This is a genomic window from Kribbella lupini, assembly GCF_039529595.1.
GTDB lineage: Bacteria > Actinomycetota > Actinomycetes > Propionibacteriales > Kribbellaceae > Kribbella > Kribbella lupini.
In genome coordinates, this window is sequence record NZ_BAAANC010000002.1 from 505,933 (window position 1) to 528,994 (window position 23,062).

At 69.8% G+C, this 23,062-nt stretch carries 21 protein-coding genes; 6 read left to right on the forward strand and 15 right to left on the reverse strand.

Annotation, left to right across the window (positions count from 1 at the left end):
- Positions 1-66 precede the first annotated feature (66 nt).
- Positions 67-1,281: a winged helix-turn-helix domain-containing protein gene (locus ABD235_RS15595; RefSeq protein ID WP_344174794.1), complete on the reverse strand. Its 1,215-nt coding sequence runs from the start codon at positions 1,279-1,281 to the stop codon at positions 67-69.
- A 152-nt stretch (positions 1,282-1,433) separates the two neighbouring features.
- Here ABD235_RS15595 and ABD235_RS15600 point away from each other — a divergent pair, with 152 nt between their 5' ends.
- Positions 1,434-2,237, forward strand: a complete 804-nt coding sequence (locus ABD235_RS15600; protein ID WP_344174796.1) for a S1 family peptidase — start codon at positions 1,434-1,436, stop codon at positions 2,235-2,237.
- 56 nt (positions 2,238-2,293) lie between these two features.
- Here the strand turns inward: ABD235_RS15600 and hpf are convergent, their stop codons facing one another.
- The 8 genes from hpf to mtrA all read right to left on the reverse strand — a co-directional run bounded on the left by hpf (position 2,294) and on the right by mtrA (position 11,469).
- Positions 2,294-2,917: a ribosome hibernation-promoting factor, HPF/YfiA family gene (gene hpf / locus ABD235_RS15605; protein ID WP_344178655.1), complete on the reverse strand. Its 624-nt coding sequence runs from the start codon at positions 2,915-2,917 to the stop codon at positions 2,294-2,296.
- 217 nt (positions 2,918-3,134) lie between these two features.
- Complete coding sequence (locus tag ABD235_RS15610; protein WP_344174798.1) at positions 3,135-3,824, reverse strand: ComF family protein; 690 nt, start codon at positions 3,822-3,824, stop codon at positions 3,135-3,137.
- A gap of 127 nt (positions 3,825-3,951) precedes the next feature.
- The gene (locus tag ABD235_RS15615) at positions 3,952-4,881 is read right to left on the reverse strand and encodes an AEC family transporter (protein ID WP_344174800.1); all 930 of its coding nucleotides are present in this window, start codon (positions 4,879-4,881) and stop codon (positions 3,952-3,954) included.
- A 110-nt stretch (positions 4,882-4,991) separates the two neighbouring features.
- A complete protein-coding gene (locus ABD235_RS15620; RefSeq protein WP_344174802.1) occupies positions 4,992-5,924 on the reverse strand; it encodes a nucleotidyl transferase AbiEii/AbiGii toxin family protein in 933 nt (310 codons plus the stop codon).
- Entirely contained in the window at positions 5,921-6,784 is an 864-nt protein-coding gene (locus ABD235_RS15625) for a type IV toxin-antitoxin system AbiEi family antitoxin domain-containing protein (RefSeq protein WP_344174804.1), read from the reverse strand. The genes ABD235_RS15620 and ABD235_RS15625 overlap by 4 nt, the downstream gene beginning before the upstream one ends.
- A gap of 496 nt (positions 6,785-7,280) precedes the next feature.
- Positions 7,281-9,065, reverse strand: coding sequence for an LpqB family beta-propeller domain-containing protein (locus ABD235_RS15630; protein ID WP_344174807.1), 1,785 nt, complete (start codon positions 9,063-9,065; stop codon positions 7,281-7,283).
- Entirely contained in the window at positions 9,062-10,720 is a 1,659-nt protein-coding gene (gene mtrB, locus ABD235_RS15635) for an MtrAB system histidine kinase MtrB (protein WP_344178658.1), read from the reverse strand. The genes ABD235_RS15630 and mtrB overlap by 4 nt, the downstream gene beginning before the upstream one ends.
- Before the next feature lie 71 nt (positions 10,721-10,791).
- Entirely contained in the window at positions 10,792-11,469 is a 678-nt protein-coding gene (gene mtrA, locus ABD235_RS15640; RefSeq protein WP_077013824.1) for an MtrAB system response regulator MtrA, read from the reverse strand.
- A 263-nt stretch (positions 11,470-11,732) separates the two neighbouring features.
- On the opposite strand from mtrA, the gene ABD235_RS15645 reads away from it, so the two are divergent.
- Genes ABD235_RS15645 through ABD235_RS15665 form a run of 5 tightly spaced genes read left to right on the forward strand, consistent with a single transcriptional unit; the run spans position 11,733 to position 16,812 of the window.
- On the forward strand, positions 11,733-12,764 hold the full coding sequence (locus tag ABD235_RS15645; protein WP_344174809.1) for a hypothetical protein: 1,032 nt from the start codon (positions 11,733-11,735) through the stop codon (positions 12,762-12,764).
- Positions 12,752-13,399 carry a DUF4129 domain-containing protein gene (locus tag ABD235_RS15650; RefSeq protein WP_344174811.1) on the forward strand — a complete coding sequence of 216 codons (648 nt, stop codon included), beginning with the start codon at positions 12,752-12,754 and terminating at the stop codon, positions 13,397-13,399. Before ABD235_RS15645 ends, ABD235_RS15650 begins: the two co-directional genes overlap by 13 nt.
- Positions 13,396-14,562 carry a DUF4350 domain-containing protein gene (locus tag ABD235_RS15655; RefSeq protein WP_344174813.1) on the forward strand — a complete coding sequence of 389 codons (1,167 nt, stop codon included), beginning with the start codon at positions 13,396-13,398 and terminating at the stop codon, positions 14,560-14,562. Before ABD235_RS15650 ends, ABD235_RS15655 begins: the two co-directional genes overlap by 4 nt.
- Positions 14,552-15,520 (forward strand): AAA family ATPase, encoded by a 969-nt coding sequence (locus ABD235_RS15660; protein WP_344178662.1) that lies wholly within the window; start codon positions 14,552-14,554, stop codon positions 15,518-15,520. The genes ABD235_RS15655 and ABD235_RS15660 overlap by 11 nt, the downstream gene beginning before the upstream one ends.
- Entirely contained in the window at positions 15,520-16,812 is a 1,293-nt protein-coding gene (locus ABD235_RS15665; RefSeq protein ID WP_344174816.1) for a DUF58 domain-containing protein, read from the forward strand. The genes ABD235_RS15660 and ABD235_RS15665 overlap by 1 nt, the downstream gene beginning before the upstream one ends.
- Here the strand turns inward: ABD235_RS15665 and ABD235_RS15670 are convergent.
- Genes ABD235_RS15670 through ABD235_RS15695 form a run of 6 tightly spaced genes read right to left on the reverse strand, consistent with a single transcriptional unit; the run spans position 16,809 to position 22,908 of the window.
- Positions 16,809-17,345, reverse strand: coding sequence for an MOSC domain-containing protein (locus tag ABD235_RS15670; RefSeq protein WP_344174818.1), 537 nt, complete (start codon positions 17,343-17,345; stop codon positions 16,809-16,811). The genes ABD235_RS15665 and ABD235_RS15670 overlap by 4 nt on opposite strands.
- Positions 17,342-18,265 (reverse strand): ABC transporter ATP-binding protein, encoded by a 924-nt coding sequence (locus ABD235_RS15675; protein ID WP_344174820.1) that lies wholly within the window; start codon positions 18,263-18,265, stop codon positions 17,342-17,344. The genes ABD235_RS15670 and ABD235_RS15675 overlap by 4 nt, the downstream gene beginning before the upstream one ends.
- Complete coding sequence (locus tag ABD235_RS15680) at positions 18,265-19,218, reverse strand: ABC transporter ATP-binding protein (protein WP_344174822.1); 954 nt, start codon at positions 19,216-19,218, stop codon at positions 18,265-18,267. The genes ABD235_RS15675 and ABD235_RS15680 overlap by 1 nt, the downstream gene beginning before the upstream one ends.
- Entirely contained in the window at positions 19,215-20,093 is an 879-nt protein-coding gene (locus tag ABD235_RS15685) for an ABC transporter permease (protein WP_344174824.1), read from the reverse strand. Before ABD235_RS15685 ends, ABD235_RS15680 begins: the two co-directional genes overlap by 4 nt.
- Positions 20,090-21,121, reverse strand: a complete 1,032-nt coding sequence (locus tag ABD235_RS15690; RefSeq protein WP_344174826.1) for an ABC transporter permease — start codon at positions 21,119-21,121, stop codon at positions 20,090-20,092. The genes ABD235_RS15685 and ABD235_RS15690 overlap by 4 nt, the downstream gene beginning before the upstream one ends.
- Positions 21,118-22,908 carry an ABC transporter substrate-binding protein gene (locus ABD235_RS15695; protein ID WP_344174828.1) on the reverse strand — a complete coding sequence of 597 codons (1,791 nt, stop codon included), beginning with the start codon at positions 22,906-22,908 and terminating at the stop codon, positions 21,118-21,120. The genes ABD235_RS15690 and ABD235_RS15695 overlap by 4 nt, the downstream gene beginning before the upstream one ends.
- Positions 22,909-23,062: the final 154 nt, after the last annotated feature.

A 23,062-nucleotide genomic window follows, 5' to 3' on the forward strand; every position in this document is an offset into this window, starting at 1 on the left:
CGTGCGTCGGGACTTTCCTGACTCACGCGCGAGTACGCCGAAAAGTTCCTGAGCCCGTCCAGGCCGTCACTGTCCGCGCAGGGCGTGACTGAGCGCAGGGGCCAGATCGCCGGAGCCGGCCACCCGGACCTGGTCGAGGCCGAGCCAGCCGGCCAGCTGGACCAGCTCGGCGGCCAGCTCCTCCGGCGTCTCGGCGGGCGCGCCGTCCTCCGCGTGCGCCGACTGCACCAGCAGTACGCCGGCCGTCCGGTCCGCCTTCAGGTCGACCCGGGCCACCAGCCGGTCGCCGAGCAGGAACGGGAGCACGTAGTACCCGTACACCCGCTTGTCGGCCGGGACGTAGATCTCGATCCGGTACCGGAAGTCGAAGAGCATCTCGGTCCGGGTCCGCTCGTAGACCAGCGAGTCGAACGGGCTGACCAGGGCGCGCGTGTTCACCCGGCGCGGCAGCCGGGCGTCGCGGTGCAGGTACGCCGGGCGCTTCCAGCCCTGGATGGTGACGGGCAGCAGCTCACCTTCCTCGACCAGCTCCTGGATCGCCTGGGTGGTCGGCGCCGGCGCGGTCCGGAAGTAGTCCTTCAGGCACTGCGCGGTCCCCACCCCGTGCGCCTTCGCGGCGATCCGGACCAGCTCCCGGTGCGCCTCCTCCAGGGTCGGGGTCGGCGTGGCCAGCACAGAAGCCGGCAGCACGCGCTCCGGTACGTCGTACATCCGCTCGAACTGCTGGTTGCGCCTGGCGACGGTGATCTCACCGGCAAAGAACAGGAACTCCAGCGCGCGCTTCACGTCCGACCAGTTCCAGCCCCAGTTGTCCTTCTGGCGCTCCACGTCGTCGTCGATCTCGCGCGCGGTCAGCGGGCCGTGCGCGGTGACGTCGGCGAGCACCTGCTTGACCAGGTCGGGCCGCTCGGCCGCGATCGAGCGCGGGCCGCCCCACGCCTCGGTGCTCGCCCGGGCCATCCGCCAGCGCATCAGGGGGTGAGTCTCGACCGGGATGAGCGAGGCCTCGTGCGCCCAGTACTCCACCAGACGCCGCGGCGCCTTGCCGGCCGCGCGGTCGAGCAGGTCCCGCGGGTACGGTCCCAGGCGGGAGTAGAGAGGCAGGTACTGCGCGCGGCTGAGCACGTTGACCGAGTCGATCTGCAGCAGCCCGATCCGCCCGAGCACCCGGCTCAGGGCGCGCATGTCCGGCACGCCCTTGGGCCGCGGGTCGGAGAACCCCTGCGCGGCGAGCCCGATCCTGCGGGCCTGAGCCTGAGACAGCACCTGTGTCTGGGTCACGGTCGACATTCTGCCGGGCACCGCCGACAGAACCGGGGTCATAACTCCCGCGTTACCGCAAGTGAGAGGTGCGCTACGGACCGTGCACGGGAGACGCTCCTCGGTAGGCCGCGACGCCCGCGCGGTCTCTTTCACCTGTGGAGCGTGAGGCAATGACAGGAAGAATCCAGCTGGTTCGAGCCACCCTGGCCGCGGCGGCGCTGACCGCCGCGTCGCTCGGTGCGGTCGCCACCGCGTCGGCCGGCCCGGCACCGGAGCCGCCGCACACCCGGATCGTCGGTGGCGAGATCGCCCACACCGCCGACACCCCGTGGGCGCTGGCGCTGAACAACAGCGGATCCCCGGTCCCCAGCGGCCAGTACTGCGGCGCCACCCTGGTCGCGCCGAACAAGATCGTCACCGCCGCGCACTGCGCGACCGAGGCGGCGAGCACGTACACGGCCGTCCAGGGCCGCGACAAGCTCGCCGACACCGGCGGCAAGACGTCGAAGATCACCAGCATCTGGGCCGACCCGGCGTACGGGTCGCAGCCCGGTCACGACGTCGCGGTGATGACGCTGGAGACCCCGTTCGACGGCGTACCGACGCTGCCGCTGGAGACCGACACCGCCGCGGACGTGGCCGGCGCCCAGTCGGTCGTCTACGGCTACGGCAACACCGAGGGCACCGGCCCGGCCGACACCTTCCAGAAGGTGACCGTCCCGGTGCTCGGTGACTCCTACTGCGCCGGCGTGTACGCCAGCCAGGGCTACGTCGGCAACGGCGAGATCTGCGCCGGCTACGAGGACGGCGGCAAGGACTCCTGCCAGGGCGACTCCGGTGGCCCGCTGGTGCTGAACGGCCGCCTGTTCGGTGTCGTCTCGTGGGGCATCGGCTGCGCCGACGCCGGCAACCCGGGCGTGTACGCCGAGGTCGCGACGTACTCGGCCGAACTGCAGGCGCAGATCGGCAGCTAGACCTTCGCAGGGAACGAGAAAGGGCCCGGGCTTCCCGGGCCCTTTCTCTGTGCGGTCTAGACGGCCAGGCGGATCACGCCGTAGTCGTAGCCCCGGCGGCGGTAGACGACGCTCGGCTGGTTCTCGTCGGCGTCGACGAACAGGTAGAAGTCGTGGCCGACCAGCTCCAGCTCGTAGAGGGCCTGGTCCAGCGACATCGGCTTGGCCGTGTGGGTCTTCTCGCGCATCACCAGCGGGCCGTCCCCGGTCACCGTCAGCGATCCGAACTTCTGCGTCGGCACCTCGTCCTCGGCGGTCTCCTCGACCGCCAGGTCGGCGCCGTTGAACGTCTGCTTGGCGTTGACGTGCCGCAGCCCCTCGGGCGCGTGCTCGCCGCGATGCACCCGGCGACGGTCGGCGGCCTTGCGGACCTGGGCCCGCAGCCGGTCCAGGCTGACGTCGAACGCCGCCTGCTTCGTCTCACCGCACGCCTCGGCCCGGACCACCGGGCCCTTGGTGTACATCGTGAGCTCGACCCTCATCGCCCGGTCGTGCTGTCGCGGGTTCTTCTCCTGACTGACTTCCACCTCGCATCGCAGCACCCGGTGATCGACCTTCTCGATCCTGGCGAGCTTTTCCTCGACGTACTGCCGGAAGCGGTCACTGACCTCGCAGTGATGACCCTTGACAACGACGTCCACGGAAACCTCCATCGCTCGGCGACCTTCTTTTACGTCTCGAGACCTCCACGGCCTGGGTGCCGGAGCCCGAAACGCGAACACCCGCTGTCAAGCCGGTCGGACTCCGTGGCCAGGAATCCGGCTGATCCGGTCCTGCGCCACTTCACTGCCCGACAAGCCCTAGCGGGTGTCATAGGCCAACGCTAGTCGGCTTCGGCGAAAACCGGTAGAGAAGTTCTCATGAACCGGTCGCCGGGTGTCGCCTGGTCGCGGCCAGCACGGCGGATCCGAGCACCGCGACTCCCGTTGTTTCCAAGGCTCCGGCGGCGTGCGTGAGCGTGGATCCGGTGGTCAGCACGTCGTCGACCAGCACGACCGGTTGATCCGTCAGGGTTTCAGCCCAGCGCGAACGCACCCCGAACACGCCGTCCAGGTTGGCGAACCGCTCCCCGGCCGACAGCCCGGCCTGGTCGGCCGGACGGCGCAGCAACCTGAGAGCGTCAGCCAGACGGACGTCGTACCCGTTTGCGCGGAGGTGGCGGGCAGCAACGATCGCGATCCGCCGCAGGGGCTCGTGCCCGCGGGCCCGGACGGTGGCGCGGGCCGACGGGATCGGGCAGATCCAGGCCGCGCGGCCTGGTTCGATCGCCGCCGCGATGGAGACGGCGAGGGTCTGGCCGAGGGGTTTGGCCAGGGTGTAGCGGGCATTCTCCTTGTGCTCGATGATCAGGCGGCGCGGCATTCCGGCGTACGGCGAACAGGCGGTCGCTCGGGGAAATCCGGCGGGCTCAGGGGTCGGGACGGCGGTAAACGGAGTCAGGGCTGCCAGATCGGCTCGGCAGTCCCGGCAGAGGCTGACGCCCGGGCGCTCGCAGCCGGCGCAGGTCCCGCCGAGGACGAGATCCACCCACGCGTCCCGGAGCCCCACCGGGAAACCCTGCGTCGTTCGGGCCCTTGCCCGCAAACCACCCCTGTGGACAACTCGGCGCCGAAGACGGCGCACGTCGCCGGGCTGCCGCTCCCGCGCCTCCTGCAGCGGCTGGTCGGCCTGCTGCTCAGGCGAGGAGGCCGGTGATCAGCGTCATCGTGGGGATGGAGAGCAGGGTGGTGAGCAGGACCGTGCTGCGGGCGAGCTGCTTGCCGGTGCGGTAGTGCACGGCGTACACGTAGACGTTCTGCGCGGTGGGCAGCGCTGCCAGCAGTGTCGGGGCCAGCAGGGCGTGGCCCTCGAGGCCGAGGGCCCAGCGGCCCACGGCGTACGCGATGGTGGGCTGGAGAACGATCTTGAGCGAGACCGCCAGCGTGAGGTCCGGGCCGGGGCCGAGGCGGGTGCTGTTGGTCCGGCCGCTCAGACTGAGCCCGTACGCGATCAGCGCGACCGGCACTCCCGCGGCGCCGACCAGTTCGATCGGGCGCATCAGCAGCGTCGGCGGGTCGAAGCCAACGGCGGCGACCAGCAGACCGAGCAGCGACGCGACCGTCAGCGGGTTGCGCAACGGGCGAGTCAAGATGGTCCGCAGCGACACCCGCCGGCCGGAGCCCTGCCGGTAGCCGTCCAGTACGGCGAACGCGACCGGCGCCATCACCAGCAGCTGAAACAGCACGATCGGCGCCACCAGCGCGCCGTCGCCGAGGACGTAGACGGCAACCGGGATGCCCAGGTTGCCGGCGTTCACGTACGACGCCGCGAGCGCGCCGATCGTCGCCTGCGCGCGATCGCGGTGCCAGACCAGGCCGGAGACGGTCACCGACAGCAGGACGATGACCAGCACACAGGACAAGCTGGTGAGCAGCACCGGCGAGAAGATCGCGTTCAGATCCGCCCGGGCAACCGTCGCGAACATCAGCGCCGGCGTGGCAACGAAGAACGCCAGCCGGGACAACACCTGCTCGTCCTCGCTCCGCAGCACCCCGGCCCGCCCGACGACGTACCCGAGCACGGCAACCGCGACGAGAGTGAAGAACGCACTCAGAACAGACGACATCGCAGCCGTCGGTCCTCGGAGCTTGTCATTACGTACATGCTAGGGACTGGCCCGGAGCTCGGTCCTCCGGAGTCCCGCATCGCGGACTTGGGCAGCACGGACGTGGGCCACTACTCGGCGAGCCATTGCCGCCGACCAGGATCCCAGGTTCCCTTCACCACAGTCCCGTTGAGCAGCGGTTCGAAGCACTCGGCAACGACGTCCAATGCTGCCTCGAGGATGTGCAGACTGCTCGGAAGGATGGTTGCGACCGCGATCTTGCGGTAGTTCGCGTGCCACTCGTCGTTCGGCACGGTGAGCTGGCGAGGAAGCTCGAGGCTCCGCCGGGCAGCTTCACCTTCCAGCGCCGTTGCGGTTCTGGCGGCATCGAGTTCCTGGTGGGTCACGACAAGAGCGAGGTCCACGAGATCGCGATACCGCGTCGACGTACGGTCGCCTTCTCGGCCGTACCTCCCGTACATCGCACAGAGCTTGTCCGCGACCTGCTCAGCGAGCGGGTAGAGCGCGAACGCTGGTAGCGGCTCCACTCCAGGCAGGTCGACCACAGGTCGTGGTTCAACGAACTCGACCGGTTCGGCTTCGCGCTGGTTCAGGGAGATGTCGATCGGGAACCTGCCTGCGTACTCCGCCGCGCCGATGTACGGCGTGACCTTCACTTCCGCGACGGTGTGGGCCATGTCCTGACCGGCGCCGTAGACCGGATCGCTGACGTCGAAGCGAAGGAAGTCGCCGGCGATGGCACGCTCAGCCAGCTCTCGTAGGTCGGCCACTGCATCGTCCACCAGCAGGTCAGACTGCGGATTCACGAGGTCGATGTCGTTGCTGTGCCGTGCCCCAGGGATTCTGACGATCAGACCGGTCGCGCCCTTCAGTACCCAGTGAGTGTCCGGGACCGCGAACACCCGGGCCAGGAATCGCTGCAGGACGAACTGCCGGCGAAGGTCGTTTATTGCCAGTCGAGGGTTGGCCCGGGCCTCGACCTTGAGCCTCATCTCGACTCCCGCCCGGAAGGCGGCGCCGGTCTGGTAGGGCTCGTCTCTCATCGCGTCGCTCTCCGGATCGTGGCGAGGGCTTCTTGGAGGTGGTCGAGGTCTCGCCGCATCTGCGGGCTGGAAATCGCGTCGATAGCCCGAAGGGTCTCGGGGTCAGAGGTGAGTTCGCTGATCGCGCGGAGAGGCGCGGGATCCACGCCGGCGAGCTTCCGGCTTGCTGCCGACTGCCGGTCAACCGTCATAAGTTCCGCCGCTTGAACGGTCGACGGCGGCAGCGGTGCTTCGTCGAGCAGGCGCTGAACCAGAGCAAGCCCGTCGCCCGTCGGCGCTCCATAGCGGTGCGCGTAGGGACGTAGCGCTTCGCTCAGCTTCGCCAGATCCACCGCCGACGTTGCGATGGCATCGCGAACGACGCCGGCAAGGTGCCCTCCATCGGTTCCGTCCGCGGCGAGATCAGCGATGGTGACGAGCACGGTCGTGACTGGGAGACCGCCGACCAGCGTCCAGGACCTCCGATCGAGGCCTTCGCCCCTATGCCGGATCCTGACATCGGACCGCCTCGACTGCTTCCGCCCCTTGACCGTGAACTGATGCAGGTCGGCGTCCAGATCTCCGAGTTCGTGCAGCCTCGCTGCGGAGCGGTGCGAGACGACAGCATCAATGGGCTCACTGCTGATCCGGTCGGCCGCCGCACGGTGTGGATCGAGGGAGAGCCAGGCGACTCGGAGATCTTCGCGCGGATCGTGGGCGGCACCGGCAAGCTTGTAGACGCCGTGAGCGAGCCGTTCCAGGGCTCCCTCGTTCGCCCAGCGAGCCATCATCTTGGCCGAGGCCCCGACCTCAGCCGCTTGCGCGGTGGTGACGAGACCCCATTGCTCGCTCGCCAGAGCTGCGACATCGAGTAGTAGCACTGCGAACTCCCCTCCGGATACTTCAATATTACCCACATGAGGGGAACTTCGCAGTATGGCTCATGTATTTCGTCACATGCCGAATCGCGACGCCGCACCGGCGGCTATCCGGATCGGTGCTGGTGGCATCGTCGCTGCTACCCGATCAACGCCTCTCACCCGACGCAGAGGGACGGGTGGGCGCGCTCCGTGAACCACCATTCCGCCCGGCGGGCGCCACCGACGGGCCACGCCATCAACCCGCCACCCGACACAGAGGGGGCGGGCGGGCGCGACCACACCAACCACCCAACCGCATGCGGGCGCCACCGCCAGGACACACCACCAACCCGCCACCCGAAGCACAGGGGGCAGGCGGGCGCGACCACACCAACCACCCAACCGCATGCGGGCGCCACCGCCAGGACACACCACCAACCCGCCACCCGAAGCAGAGGGGGCGGGTGGGCTCGTCCACGCCGACCACCCGTCGCCGTGGGGGCGCGACCGCCAGGGCTCAGCCCGGGTAGACCGGCAGGATGTTGACCGGCTGGTCGTTTTCCTCGAGTTCGGACCAGTTGAGGTCTTTGCTCTGCCAGTGGGTGATGCCGTCGCTGTCGCGGACCACCGGGAGGGTGTCGATGTTCGGGTTCGAGGCCAGGGTGTCGGACTGGAAGGCGTTGTTCGGGGAGCCGGGGATGATGCGGGGGGCGGAGCCGTCGACGTTGACCAGCCAGGGCTGGCGGGCGCCGTTGGGGGCGGGGCGGCCGGAGACCAGGACGCCGAGCTGGTTCCAGGTCGCGTCGGTGATGTCGTAGAGCGGGACCTGCAGCGCCCGCGGCTGGGTGAGCTGGAGCTTCTTGGCGTTGTCGGTGGTGATGGTGCTGGTCTCGACGGTGTTCTGGCCGTCCTTGCCCTTGAGCACCAGCAGTGCCCGTACGCCGTCCGGCGCCATCCGGAGCTGGACCGGCTCGCGCCCGGCGAAGGTCGTCGCGACCTCGGCGATCTTGCCGTCCTTGGTGCGCATCCGCAGCCGCGGCGCGGAGCTGTCGGCCCGGTCCACGACGTACAGGTTGCCCTGGTTGTCGAAGCTCGGCCGCAGCACCTTCCCGTCGGTCGGGATCAGCACGACATTGTCGCTGTCCTCGGTCGCCTCGTCGAGCGGGCCGTAGGCAACCACTTCGTTGCCTTCGGCCTCGGTCACGAGCGCGCCGTACGAGCCGTTCAGGTTCACGGCGAGGCTTTGGGCCTTGTACTTGTAGAGCAGGCTCTCGTCGAGCCGGGTGACGCCGATCGTGGTGGCGCTGTCCAGGTTGGCCCGGACGATGTGGCCGTCGCCGAGGACGCCGTACAGCTCCTTCATCTGCGGCACCGGCACGGTCGGGTCGAACTGCGCGTAGTTGGCGAACTGGAGCGCGTCGGAGTTGTTGTCGACCAGTCCGGCGCCGTCGACGGTGATCTTCACCCGGGTGCTGATCGGACGCAGCGTCCACACGATCTGCGCGGCCAGCACGCCACGGTCGACCGCGGACAGACCCGCCGCCGACTTGCTCAGCTCGACGCTCGCCTCACCGAGCGCGACCGGTACGGAGACGTTCACCTGCGTGCCGGGCGGGGCCGCGCTGCCGACACCATTGCCGAGGCGGTCGGTCGGGCCCTTGAGCAGCTCCTGCACCAGCCGGGTCGCGACCTGACCGGGCGGCAGCTGCGGCAGGAAGATCGGGTCCGGCACGAGCATGCCGCGATCGCGGTTGGCGAAGTACAGCGCGTACGGCTGGAGGCGGGACTCCAGCTGGTTGTACGGCAGGAAGGTCCCGTTCGGGACGCTGGACACCCGGTACTGCCCGTCGGCCTGCTGCACCGTGAAGTCGAACTGCACCATCGAGCCGCGCGGTGCCGACGACCAGCTGCCGCGCGCGTCGATGGTGCCGACCTTCGGAGCGCGCAGCCGGATCGTGTTGGTGCCGGGCACCTGGGTGAGTGCCTTGGTCGAGGACTGGTCGTAGACCGTGATCCCCTTCTCCGGCTCCCACTTGGCCGCCGCCGCGGGCGTCATGTACATCCGGGCGGTGTCGTAGTTGCTGAAGTCCGACATCGCCTCGACGAAACCGCTGACCAACGCCGGCGGCTTCGCGTTCGTCCTGGGCTCCTGCGCCTCGACGCCGACCCTGCCGCCGGACGCGGCCGCGGCGTTCTTGCTGCCGTTGCGGATCTGTCCCTCGGTCGGCACCGACGCACACCCGGCAGCCACCAGTACGACGGCCAGGCCCGCGCCCAGCCACCCAGCAGCTCGTCGCCTCACAGGTCCTCACCACCGGTCAGCTTCTGGTACGGCGCGCCCACGTCGACCAGCGACATCTCCGGCACCACCCGGGACGCGTCCGCCGGGCGCGCGGGCAGCGGCGAGCCGGACAGCGTGACGTCCGGGCGCCGCGGCAGCGTCAGACGGAAGTAGGCGCCGTCTCCAGGCGAGCCCCACGCGTCCAGCCGGCCACCGTGCAGCCGGGCGTCCTCCAGGGCGATCGACAGGCCGAGGCCCGTCCCACCCGTCGTACGGGCCCGCGCCGGGTCGGCGCGCCAGAACCGGCTGAACACCATCTCGGCCTCCTCGGCCCGGAAGCCGATGCCGTGGTCGCGGACGGCGACGGCCGCGGCGTCCTCGTCGGTGGCCGTGCTGATCAGGATCGGCCGGCCCTCGCTGTGCTCGATCGCGTTGCCGATCAGGTTGCGCAGGATCCGCTCGATCCGGCGCGCGTCGACCTGGGCGCGGCACGGCTCGGGCATCGCCAGCTGGACCTCGCAGCCCTTGCGCTCCAGCAGGGTCTCGTGGTTCTCCAGCACCCGGGCGACGATGTCGCGCAGGTCGACGTCCTCCAGGTCGAGCGCGGCCGCGCCGGCGTCGAACCTGCTGATCTCCAGCAGGTCGGCGAGCAGTTCCTCGAAGCGGTTGAGCTCGTTCTGCAGCAGCTCGACCGAGCGGCGGGTGATCGGGTCGAACTCGTCGCGGGTCTCGTGCAGCAGGTCGGCGGCCATCCGGACCGTGGTCAGCGGCGTCCGCAGCTCGTGGGACACGTCGGAGACGAACCGGCGCTGCAGCCGCGACAGCTCCTCCAACCGGCGGATCTGCTGCTGCAGGTTGCTGGCCATCTTGTTGAAGGAGACCGCCAGGCGGGCCAGGTCGTCGGTGCCGCGGACCTGCATCCGCTCCTCGAGCTTGCCGGCCGCCAGCCGCTCGGCGATCCGCCGGGCCATCCGCACCGGCGTGACCACCTGGCGGGTGACCAGCCAGGCCACCGCACCGAGCAGGACGACCAGCAGCAGCCCCGCGGTGAGCAGAGCCCGCTGTACGACGTCCAGCGTCTCCTGCTGGGCCGTGAGCGGGAACAGGAAGTACACCTCGTACCGCTCGGCCGTGGAGTCGACACGGACCTGGGAGCCGATCGCCAGGCCGGGCGCGCTCGGCCGGTCCTCGTAGTTGATCAGCGTGTAGGTGTCCCACAGCCGCGAGCCGTCGCTGCCGACCGAGGACTGCAGCTCCTGCGGGACCGAGTTGCCGAGGACGCCGCCGGTCTGCTGGATCAGCACGGAGCCGGAGTTGTCGGTGGGCATCAGCACCACGTCGTACAGGCCCGCACGGTTGGAGTTCTGGACCAATTCGGTCAGCTTCTGCGTGATGGTGGCCGGGTCGGCGGCGTTGATCGAGCTGGACAACGCGTTCAGCTGCGCGGCGGCCTCGGCCTGGGCACTGGTCCGCCGGGACTCCAGGACGCCGTCGGTGACCTGGCTCATCATCACCCAGCCGACCAGGATCAGCACGACCATCGACATCAGCAGCGTGCCGGTGACGATCCGGGCCTGGATCGAGCGGCGCCAGATGTCCGGCCAGCGGGCCGGGTGGGTGCGCCAGAACGGCGGCTGGACGGCGTGCCAGTCCAGCCCAGCGGCCGTGAGCTCGATCTCCGTCCCGCGGGGCTCCGGTGCGGACTCCGCCTTCTCCGCCTGCGACGTGTCGTCGCGGCCGTACTCGATCAGTCCGCACCCGCCTTGTAGCCGACGCCGCGGACCGTCACCACGATCTCCGGGTGCTCGGGGTCCTTCTCGATCTTGGAGCGCAGCCGCTGGACGTGCACGTTGACCAGCCGGGTGTCGGCGGCGTGCCGGTAGCCCCAGACCTGCTCCAGCAGGACCTCACGGGTGAACACCTGCCAGGGCTTGGAGGCCAGGCAGACCAGCAGGTCGAACTCCAGCGGGGTCAGCTGGATCGTCTCGCCGCTGCGCTTGACCGAGTGGCCGGCCACGTCGATGGTCAGGTCGCCGATGGTCAGCGACTCCGGACCGGGCTCGTCCATCCGGCGCAGCCGGGCGCGGATCCGGGCCACCAGCTCCTTGGGCTTGAACGGCTTCACCACGTAGTCGTCGGCGCCGGACTCCAGGCCCAGCACCACGTCGACGGTGTCGCTCTTCGCGGTCAGCATCACGATCGGTACGCCGGACTCGGCCCGGATCGCGCGGCAGACGTCGATCCCGTCCATCCCCGGCAGCATCAGGTCGAGCAGCAGCAGGTCGGGCTTGAACTCACGGAACGCCGGTACCGCTTTGTCACCGGTCGCACACAGATAGGTGTCGTAGCCCTCGTTGCGCAGCACGATGCTGAGCATCTCCGACAACGCCGTGTCGTCGTCGACGATGAGAACTCGTCCTCGCATCGTCCGGTTGCCTTCTGCCACGCCCTGCTCCCTGCTTGCCGTCTGCCTGCTTGCCGCTTGCCGTCTGCCGGTCCGGTTCGTCGAATCAGGTGGTGCGACCCGCGGCCGCACTACGGATAGTGTCCCATTCCCCAGGTAGTGCACACGCCGGATCGCCGTGCGAGCCGCCGCCAATGCGGGTCCGTGGACCGCCCGGGGGGTGATCATGGTGCAAGTCGTGCCCGGGGGACAACCCGGGGCGGGGACGCGAGGGGAGGCACGGCGTGCGCGACGACCTCGGCGTACGGGAGGACGGCGGTGAGCCGCTGCGGCCCTGGCTGCCGGCCGACCTGCTGGACAACGCGGCCCGGACCATCTCGGAGAACAAAGCGATCATGCTGGGCCTGCCGGTGCTGGCGGGGATCGCGCTGGCCGCCGTACAGGCCGGTCTGACCCAGCTGACGGTGCCGGGCGGGATCGGCGCGCTGTTCGGCGAGGACGACCCGCTGGAGCAGGCCGGTGCCGCCATGCTGCTCATGTACGGCGTGCAGCTGGTCCTCTTCGCGGTGGTGTCGAGCATGCTCGCCGGCATCATCGCGCTGGCCGCGGTGCGCAGTCAGCTGGGCCGGCGGCTCGGTCCACGCGAGCTGCTGCGGCTGGTCCGCCCTGCTCTACCCGCACTGGCCGCGGTCGGCCTGCTGCAGTCCCTGTCGTTCGTCGTACTGCTGGCCGGTTGGGGGCTGAGTGTCTTCGGCATCGGGCTCGGTGCGGACGCGGCCATCTCGTCGGACGCGGCCGGACTGGTCTCGATCGTGCTGATCCTGGTCGGTGCGGTGCTGGTGATCATCTTCGGCATCCGCCTGGTGCTGGCCGGGACGGTGGTGCTGATGGAGGGCAAGCACGCACCCGACATCGGCCTGTACGTACCGGCCCGCGTCGGTGTCTTCGGCTCGCTGAAGCGCTCCTGGTACCTGGTCAAGGGCAGGTTCTGGCGGGTCTTCGGAGTGCTGCTGTTCGGCGGCGTGGTCGTCAACATCGTCAGCTACGCCTTGCAGTTCGGCGTGACCACCCTGGTGCTGACACTGGGCAGCTGGGTCGACAGCAGCGGCGGTGACGCCGCGCTCGTCGTCGGCATCGCGGTCGCCGCCGCGGCCGGTACCGCCACGGTGGCCACCCTCATCGCCAGCCTGGCCTTCATGTCCGCCGTCCAGGCCCTGATCTACCTGGACCTGCGCGTACGCCGTGAAGGCCTCGACCTGTGGATGCGGCCCTCCCTGCGGCCGACCGTGCCCGGACCGACGGAGTGGCAACGTTGATTCCTTTCGAACCGCCGGTGGACATCAGCCGGGAGGACGCCGCCGCCGAGGCGGCCCACGAGCTGTCCAAACCGGTCTACGGCCAGGCCGGCGACTCCCTGGTCAGCAGGGCGGTCCAGAAGGTGCTCGAGTGGATCACTGACCTGCTGGACGGCCTGGTGAGTCCGAGCACCAACGGCCGGACCGGACTGATCCTGCTGTTCGGACTGATCGCGCTGATCGTGGTGGTCGTGCTCTGGCGAGCCGGAGTACTACGGACCTCTGGCAGCAAGGCCAGCCAGACGGTGTTCGACACCGAGCGCCCACGCAGTGCGGCGCAGTACCGCTCGCAGGCTGAGCAGGAGGCCGCAGCCGGCGACTACACGGCCGCGGTCCGCAGCAGGTTCCGCGCCTGTGTGGCTGAGCTGACCGAGCGCACTGTGCTGGACGAACGGGCGGGCCGGACGGCGTACGAGGCTGTGGCCGACGCGGGCCGCGCCGTACCGGCTTTGCGTGACCCACTGCGCCCGGCCGCGGACGTCTTCACCGAGGTTGTCTACGGCAACCGACCCGGTACGCCGGAGCGCTACGCCGCCGTCGTCGCCGCGGACGAGGCGGCTCGCCACGTCTCCACCAGGGCGCTGGTCCAGGGATGAGCACACCGGTCGGCCGAAGCGTCGGCGAGGGCTGGCGGGCGCTGCGGATCCCCCTGCTCGTCACCGGCGCGATCGTGCTCGGTGTGATCGTCCTGATGGTCGCGACGGCCGCACGGACCTCAGGTCCCTTCAGCCCCGAACCGACCGAGAGCAGTGGCGCGAAAGCACTCGCGACGCTGCTGGAGGACCACGGCGTCCAGGTGACCGGCACGGAGAGCCTGGACGACGCCGTCGGCAGCGGCTCCGACCGGGCCCTGTTGATCGGGCCGTCCGGAAGCCTCAGCAGCAGCGACTGGCGGCGGATCGCGTCGTCGCGCTGGGACCACCTGATCCTCGTCCGCCCGGACCGCGAGGCGCTGCAGGTGCTTGCTCCAGGCATCGAGAACGCCAGCTCCACGCTGCCCGCCGGTAGCCGCTCCCCCAACTGCGACCTGCCCGCTGCCGTCAAGGCAGGCACTGTGACGGTCAGAGGTACGACGTACACGGCACCGCCGGAGGCCGAGACCTGCTACGGCGACGGGGTCAACGCCACGGTGGTCCGGCTGGAGCGGGACGGCCGGATCGTCGACGTGATCGGCACGCAGCAGACGTTCACCAACTCCCAACTGGCCGAGGACGGCAACGCGGCCCTGGCCCTCAACCTGCTCGGTACGCACCCGGAGCTGGTCTGGTATCTCCCGCAGTACGAGTCCTCCAGCTTCGACGACGCCGGCAAAGACGACGGCCCGCCGCTGATCCCACCGGACGTCCGGTACGTCGCCTGGGCGCTGGCCTTCGCCGTGTTCGTGGTGGCGCTCTGGCGCGGCCGGCGGCTCGGTCCCGTCGTACCGGAGCCGCTGCCGGTCGTCGTCCACGCTGCTGAGACCACTGAGGGCAGGGCTCGGCTCTACCGGCGTTCACGGGCTCGGGACCGTGCGGCCGCCGCACTGCGCGAGTCTGCGCTCGGCACGATCTACAAGGTCCACGGCATCCCCCGGCGCGCCGAGCCGACCGCTGTGGTCACCGCACTGGCCGCGCGGACCGGTCTGGACCCGGCCATGCTGTACGACATCCTCTACGGCGGGCCTCCGGTCGACGACCCCGCTCTGCTTTCCCTGTCCGACGCACTGCAAGTACTGACCCAGGAGGTAGCCCGTGACGGCCGAGGCACACATGACCGCTGAGGTGAGCCCCGAGCGGGCGCGCCAGGCGCTGGTCGAGCTGCGGACGGAGATCGGCAAGGCTGTCGTCGGCCAGGACACCGCGGTGACCGCCCTGGTGCTGGCGCTGCTCTGCCGTGGCCACGTGCTGCTCGAGGGCGTGCCCGGTACGGCGAAGACGCTGATGGTGCGGGCGCTGTCGATGGCGATGCGGCTGGAGACCAAGCGGGTGCAGTTCACGCCGGACCTGATGCCGGGTGACGTCACCGGGTCGCTGGTGTACGACGCGAAGACCAGCGAGTTCGAGTTCCGGCCCGGGCCGGTGTTCACCAACATCCTGCTGGCCGACGAGATCAACCGGACACCGCCGAAGACCCAGGCCGCGCTGCTGGAGGCGATGGAGGAGCGGCAGGTCACCGTCGACGGCGAACCGCGCAAGCTGCCGTCGCCGTTCGTGGTGGCCGCCACCCAGAACCCGATCGAGTACGAGGGCACGTACCCGTTGCCCGAGGCGCAGCTGGACCGGTTCCTGCTCAAGGTGACGCTGGACATCCCGCCGCGGGACGCGGAGATCGCCGTACTGGCCAGGCACGCGCAGGGATTCGACCCGCGCGACCTGGTCGCCGCGGGGATCCGGCCGGTGGCCGGACCGGAGGACCTGCTCGCCGGGCAGGCCGCCGTACGGCGGGTCGCCGTACGGGAGGACCTGCTGGCGTACGTGGTCGACCTGTGCCGGGCGACCCGGCAGTCGCCGTCGCTGCAGCTCGGGGTGTCGCCACGTGGGGCCACTGCGTTGCTGGCGGTCGCTCGGGCTTGGGCCTGGTTGTCGGGGCGCGACTACGTGATCCCTGACGACGTGAAGGCGATGGCCCGTCCTTGCCTGCGGCACCGGGTGCAGATCCGGCCGGAGGCCGAGCTGGAGGGCGTCACCGCAGACGCCGTGCTGGAGAGCGTGCTCGCCACGGTTCCGGTACCACGCTGATGGTTGTCACTGGCCGGGCCGGTGTGCTGGCCGGCTTGGGAGTTCTCTTCGTCGCACTGGCGATGCCGAGCTGGTCGGGCGTCGGTGTGGTGGTCGCTGTCGTGCTGCTGGTGTGCCTGGTCGACCTGCTGCTGGCCGGGTCGCCGCGGCGGCTGCAGCTCAGCAGGGACGGGGACACCGCCGTGAGGCTCGGGCAGCCGGCTTCGGTGACGCTGATGGTCGCCAACCCGGGTCGGCGGGTCAGGGGGTTGCTGCGGGACGCCTGGCCGCCGTCGGCCGGCGTACAGGATCCGCCGCACAAGCTGGACCTGCCAGGTGGTGAGCGGCGGCGGCTGGTCACGCATCTGGTGCCGACTCGGCGTGGTGACCGCAAGGCGTACCGGGTGACCATCCGGTCGATCGGGCCGCTGGGCTTTGCCGGCCGCCAGGGGTCGCACGAGGCGCCGTGGACTGTGCGTGCGTTGCCGCCGTTCAACAGCCGCAAGCACCTGCCGTCGCGACTGGCTCGGCTGCGTGAGCTGGACGGGCGGACCGCTCTCCTCGTCCGTGGGCAGGGGACGGAGTTCGACTCGCTGCGGGACTACGTGCCGGGCGACGACGTCCGCAGCATCGACTGGCGGGCCACTGCGCGGCGTAGCAGCGTCGTACTGCGGACCTGGCGGCCGGAGCGGGACCGGCAGGTCGCCATCGTCATCGACTCCGGCCGGATGTCCGCCGGCCGCGTCGGCGACGCCCCGCGCCTCGACCACGCGATGGACGCCGCGCTGCTGCTCGCGGCGCTGGCGACTCGTGCGGGTGACCGGGTGTCCTTGCTGGCTTGCGACTCGGCCGTGCGGGCCGACGTACGGCGTCCTGCGCCGGAGGACGTGCTCCCGTCGTTCGTCAACGCCCTGGCCACCGTCGACGCCGAGCTGGTCCAGACCGACTTCCGTGTCGTCGTCTCGCAGACCCTCGAACGCCTCGGCCAGCGCTCGCTCGTCGTCCTCCTGACAGGCCTGGAGCCTGCCGTCATCGAGGAGTCCCTGCTCCCCGTCATCGGTCCGCTCCTACGCCGCCACGTGGTCGTCCTGGCCTCTGTCGCCGACCCTCGCCTCGACGAGCTCGAGTCCGCCCGCTCCGACCTGATCGAGCTGTACGGCGCCGCCTCCGCCGCCCGCTCCCGCCTCGACCGCGAACGCGTCACCGCCGTCCTCACCCGGGCCGGCGTCACGGTCGTCGACGAGAACCCGGACCAGATCGCCCCCGCCTTGGCCGACACCTACCTGGCGTTGAAGAAGGCCGGCCGGCTCTAGACCAGGTCGAGTGGCTGGTGCGGGCCGTCCGGGTAGACGACCTTCAGCTGGTCCCCCGGGCGGACGACGCCGCCGTGGTTCACCACGGACATCACGCCGGTCAGGCGGACGACCTCTCCGGCGGCGTCCTTGTGGAGCATCGTCTTCAGCAACCCCTTGCGGAACTTGTTGATCTGGCTGCACGGGTTGCGAAGGCCGGTCAGCGTGACGACCGCGGTGTCGCCCAGGTGGAGCTCGGTGCCAGTGGGCAGGTTGAGGAGGTCGACGCCCGACGTGGTGATGTTCTCGCCGAGGTCACCGGCGCCCACCTCGTAACCGGCCTCGGCCAGTACGGCGAACAGCTCGGACTGGATCAGGTGGACCTGGCGGAGGTTGGGCGCCGCCGCGTCGACCTTGACCAGGTGGAGGTGCTGGACGGTGGCGCCCGCGTGCGCGTCGCCTTCGACGCCGAGGCCCTCGATCAGCGTGATCTCGGGCACCGGCGGCTTGCTGAAGTGGTGCTGGGTGTCGCGGTTGACCGAGTGGATTCTCACCCGTCCAGCTTAAGGAGGTGGCACGCGGCCTGCTGCGACTCTCGGGCGGGCAGGATCGCCAAAGGCTCGGTACGGCACTCCGCGACGACGACCTGGCAGCGCGGGTGGAAACGGCAGCCGGACGGGATGCGGGTCGGGTCCGGTGGTTCGCCGGTGAGGACGATCTTCTCGGGCGACTCGGGCAGGACCGAGAGCAGCGCCTTCGTGTACGGGTGCTGCGGGTTCTGCAGCACCTGCTCGGTCGGGCCAGACTCGACGATCCGCCCGAGGTACATCACCGCGACCCGGTCGGCGATGTTCCAGGCCAGCCCGAGGTCGTGCGTGACGACCAGCGCGGACAGCCCGAGCTCGTCACGAAGCTTCAGCAGCAGCGCGAGAATCTCCCCGCGGACCGAGGCATCGAGGGAAGCGACCGGCTCGTCGGCGATCAGGACCTGAGGGTTGAGCGCCAAAGCGCCCGCGATGACCACGCGCTGGCGCTGCCCGCCGGACAGCTCGTGGGGGTAGCGCAGGAAGAAGCGTTCGGGTGGCCGGAGCCCGGCGCGGGACAGCGCGTCGGCGACGATCTTCTCCTCGTCGGGCAGCTTGTGGATCCGGGGGCCCTCGGCAACCGCTTCGTACACGGTCTGCCGCGGATTGAGCGACCCGGTCGGATCCTGCAGCACCAGCTGCACGCGTCGCCGGTACGCCTTCAGCTCCCGAGCCTTGTAGCTCAACGGCTTCCCGTCGTAGAAAACCTCACCACCCGCAGGCTTCTCCAACCCGAGCAGCGTCCGCGCAAGCGTCGTCTTCCCGCACCCGGACTCACCAACCAGCGCGACGATCTCGCCCGCACCAACGGCGAGGTTGACCCCGTCGACAGCCCGCGCCCGCCGGCCGCGCGCCGCGAACTCGACGGACAGGTTCCTTGCCTCCAGCATCAGCTCTCCCCCACCAGCACGCAGGCCGCCGTACGACGGTCGCCCGCCGGCCGCAGCTCGATGTCCACCGTCGAGCAGGTCTCCAGCGCCACCGCGCACCGCGGATGGAAGACGCACCCCGACGGCAGCGCCGCGGGATCCGGCGGATCCCCCCCGAGCCCCTTCGGCGCGAGCCGCGACGCCGGGTCCCCGATCGTCGGGAACGCGGCCGACAGCGCGCGGCTGTACGGATGCGCGAACGCACCGCTCGACGGGCCGGTCTCGACCACGCGCCCGGCGTACATCACCGCGAGCCGGTCGCAGAGATCGGCCAGGACGGACAGGTCGTGCGAGATCATCAGCAGCGCGATGTCCTCGGCCGCGACCAGTTCGCGGATCAGCGTCAGCACCTGGGCCTGGACCATCACGTCCAGCGCGGTCGTCGGCTCGTCGGCGATGATGAGCCGCGGCTCGCAGGCCAGTGCCATGGCGATCATGACTCGTTGCCGTTGGCCACCACTCAGTTCGTGCGGGTAGCTCCGCGCCCGCCAGGCCGGCAGGCCGACCTGATCGAGCAGCTCGGCGACCCGCCGCCGCGCCTTCTCCGGCCCGGCCAGCTTGTGCACCAGCAACGGCTCGGCGATCTGCTCGCCGATCCGCCGTACGGGGTTGAGCCCGTGCTGGGCGCCCTGGAACACGATCGACGCCTCGGCCCACCGGACCGCGCGCAGCTTCCCCCACGACATCGTCAGCACGTCGTCGCCCTTGAGCAGAATCCGCCCACCCACGCGGGCATCGCGCGGCAGCAGCCGCAGGATCGCCATCGCCAGCGACGACTTGCCCGACCCCGACTCCCCGACGACCCCCAGCGCCTCACCGGCGTCCAGAGCCAGCGAGACACCGCGTACGGCGGGCACCTCACCGCCCGCGATCTTGTACGTGACCGACACGTCGTCCAGCTCGAGCAGGCTCATCGCGCGCCTCGCAGTCTCGGGTTCAGCACCGTCTCCAACGCGCGGCCGCACAGCGTGAACGCCATCACCACGGCCACGATGCACAGGCCCGGCACGAGGATGTACCACCACGCGCCCGACGTCGCCGCACCCCAGTCGTACGAGCCGCGCAGCATGGTCCCCCAGGACGTCTTGTTGGCGCTGATGCCGAGGAAGGCCAGCGTGGACTCGGTGACGATCGCGCTCGCGACCTCGAGCGTGGTACTTGCCAGGAGCAACGGTGCGACGTTCGGCAGCACATGCCGGGTGGTGATGTGCCAGTGGCCGCCGCCGAGCGCGGTCGATCGTTCGATGTACGGCCGGGCCTCGACCGCGAGGGTCTGGGCCCGGATCAGCCGGGCGGTCGACGGCCACGAGGTCACGCCGATCGCGACGACGATGGTCGCCGTGCTGCCGCCCAGGATCGCCGCCAGTACGAGCGCCGTGACCAGCGACGGCAGCACCAGGAACCAGTCGGTGATCCGCAGTACGATCGCGCCGATCCAGCCGCGGAAGTGTCCGGCGACGATGCCCAGCACGGTCCCGATCACCATGCTCAGCAGCGCGGCGAGGAAACCGATCAGCAGCGAGGTCCGCGAACCCCACCAGACCATCAGCAGCACCGACCGGCCGGACTCGTCGGTGCCGAGCGGCGCGTCCCAGCTCGGCGGCGCCATCTTCTCGCCGGTCCCGCTGACCACGTTGGTCACGCCGGCGTCGATGAACAGCGGCGCGATCACCGCGAGCAGTACGGCGACCAGCAGGATCGCCAGGCCGACGACTCCGGCCCGGTGGTGCCGGAAATCGGTCCAGAACCGTTGCAGGGAACGCTTCCGCCGGGTCCAGGTGACACTCATGCGGACCTCACCCTCGGGTCGAGCAGGTGGTAGACGACGTCGGCGAGCGTGTTCATCACGATCACCGACACCGTGATCAGCAGGAACGTGCCCTGCATCAAGGTGAAGTCCGGCACCCGGATCGCCTCGTAGAACAGTTGCCCGAGGCCCGGCCAGCTGAAGATCGCCTCGACGGTGACCGCGCCGCCGACCACGAACCCGATCCGCATGAAGACCAGCGTCACGGTCGGCAGCAGCGCGTTCGGTACGGCGTGCTTGCGGCGTACGTCGTCGTCCTTGAGCCCCTTGGCGCGCGCCGTGGTGACGTAGTCCTGGCCGACCTCGTCGAGCACCGAGGACCGCATCACCAGCAGGTACTGCGCGTAGACGACGGCCACCATCGTGAGGCACGGCAGCACCATGTGCTTGGCGACGTCGAGGACGTAGGCGAACCCGTCCGGCGCGTCGACGCTCTCGATCCCGCGGGTCGGGAAGATCCCCGGGATCGGCCCGACGCCGGCCGCGAACACCATCAGCAGCAGGAGCCCGAGCCAGAACGTCGGCACCGACCACAGCACCAGGGAGATCGCGGTCGAGAACTTGTCGAACCGGCTGCCCGGTTTCCAGCCGGCGCGGGCGCCCTGCCAGATCCCGAGGCTGACGGCCATCACCAACGCCGTACCGGTGAGCAGCAGCGTCGACCCGATCCGCTCACCGATCAGGTCGAGCACCGGCCGTTTGTACTCGTACGACGTCCCGAGGTCGAACTGCACGGTCTGCTTGACGAACTGGAAGAACTGCTCGGGCAACGACTTGTCCAGCCCGAGCCGGTGCCGCTCCAGGTCGAGCTGCTCCGGCGTCATGTTCCGGCCCTGCGCCAGGGCGCGGACCGGGTCACCCGGCAGCAGCCGGAACAGGAAGAACGTCGCCACGATCACCATCGAGATGCTGAGCACCGCCCCGCCCGCCTTGCTCAGGGCGTAGCGCAGCATCCCGTTGCGAACCGGGGCCTCCTCCAGCTCCTGGGTGGCGGACGGGGCGACGGTCATTCGCGGTCGTCCGCGACGCCGCTGCGGCGCCGGAGCAGGAAGAACGCGATCCCGGCCAGCACGATCACGCCGATGCCCACACCGACGAAGACGCCGGTGTTCGAGCCGCCCTCGTCGGAGGCGTCGGCCGTGACCGCCTCGACCGTGTAGAACGGCCAGTAGCCCGAGCCGCCGTACAGGATGCCGTTGTCCTCGGGGATCGGCGTGATGCTGGCGATCCGGTCCTTGCGGTAGCCCTCGAGGTCGTTCGGGTAGTACAGCGCGATCACCGGTGCGTCGGTGTAGAGCCGCTCCTGCATCTGCTTGATGATCCCGGCGCGCTTGGGCCGGTCGAGCTCCTTCAGCTGCTGCTGGTAGAGCTGCTCGAACTGCGGGTCGCAGTAGAACGACTCGGTCCCGCCGCCCTCGCCGGACGCGGTCGGGCGCCGGCTGCACAGGTGCGTGGCCAGCACCTCCTCGGGGTCCGGGTTGACCGACCAGCCGCTGATCGCGATGTCGAACAGGGCCGTCGTACCGGTCTCCTCGGTGAACTTGCTCGAGTCCAGCCGCTTGGTGGTCAGCGTGATGCCGAGCTCCTTGAACCAGCCGGTCAGGTACTCCGCGAGCTTGTCCTCGATCGGGGTGTCGGTGTGGATGCTGAACCGGAACTGCAGCTTGCGCGACCCGTCCGGCATCGTTCTGATGCCGTCGGCCCCCTTCTTGTAGCCGGCGGCATCGAGGATCTGGTTCGCCTTGGTCAGGTCGAAGCCGATCTTCTTCTCGCCCTCGGCCTGCCAGAAGAAGTCCTTGTACATCGGCGGCACGATCGATCCGTCGGCCGGCTTGGCCAGACCGTTCTGCACCTCGTCGACGAGCTTCTGCTTGTCGATCGCGTAGTGCAGCGCCTGCCGGACCTTCGGGTCCTTCAGCGCCGGGTGCCCGTCACCGATCGGCTTGTTGTCGCTGGTGGTCGCCCCGTGGTTGATCTGCAGGTACGACGCGCGCCGGCCCTCGTTGTTCCACTGCACGACGTTCGCGTCGCCCTTGAGCGCCTCGAAGTCCGGCGGCGCCAGCCGGCCGAGCAGGTCGATGTCGCCCTTCTTCAGGCCGACCACCGCGGCCGCGGGGTTGTCGTAGAAGATCACCTGCAGCTCGTCGATCTTCGGCGCGCCCCGCCAGTAGTCGGGGTTGGCCTTGAGCTTCACGTACTGGTCCTTCTTGTGCTCGACCGGGATGTACGGGCCGCTGGTCACCGCGGGGTACGTCTCCGCGTCGTACTTGGCGATGTCGCCGACCTTCTCCCACACGTGCTTGGGCACGATCGGCACCGGGTTGTCCAGCATCGAGGCCTGCGGCGACTTGAGCTTGATGGTCAGGTCCTGGCCGGCCGCGGTGACGCTCGCGAAGTTCTCCACCGCCGGACCGTTGGCGGTCTTGGCGCCGTCGTCGGTCATCATCTTGGTGAACGTCCAGGCCGCGTCGTCGGCCGTGATCGGCTGCCCGTCGGACCACTTGGCCTGGCGGATCTTGAACGTCCAGGTCAACCCGTCCGGCGAGGTCGTCCAGGACTCGGCCAGGTCGGGGCTCGGCTGCAACGTCTTCGCGTCCGGCACGGTCAGGAACCCGTACGTCCACCGGTGGATCGACGTGGACACCAGCCGCACCGCGAGGAACGGGTTCATCGAGTCCATCGACTGCGTCGTGCCCACCCGCACGACCTTGGGCTTGTCCGGCTCCGCCGCCTGCGCCGGCGCCGTCCCCACCGCCAGCAGCGCCACCGCCGCCAGCCCCGCGAACCACTTCCTCATCCCGCCACGCACCTCTCACCAGAGCGCCTCGTTTAGAGAGAAAGCCACACCAATGAGCTGGTTCGTGTCAACGATTTACGGAGTTTCGTTCCCGAAGAGTTTCGATGACCCGTCAATGACTTTCGGTGAGAGCGTTCCTGGTGAGAGGTGAGAC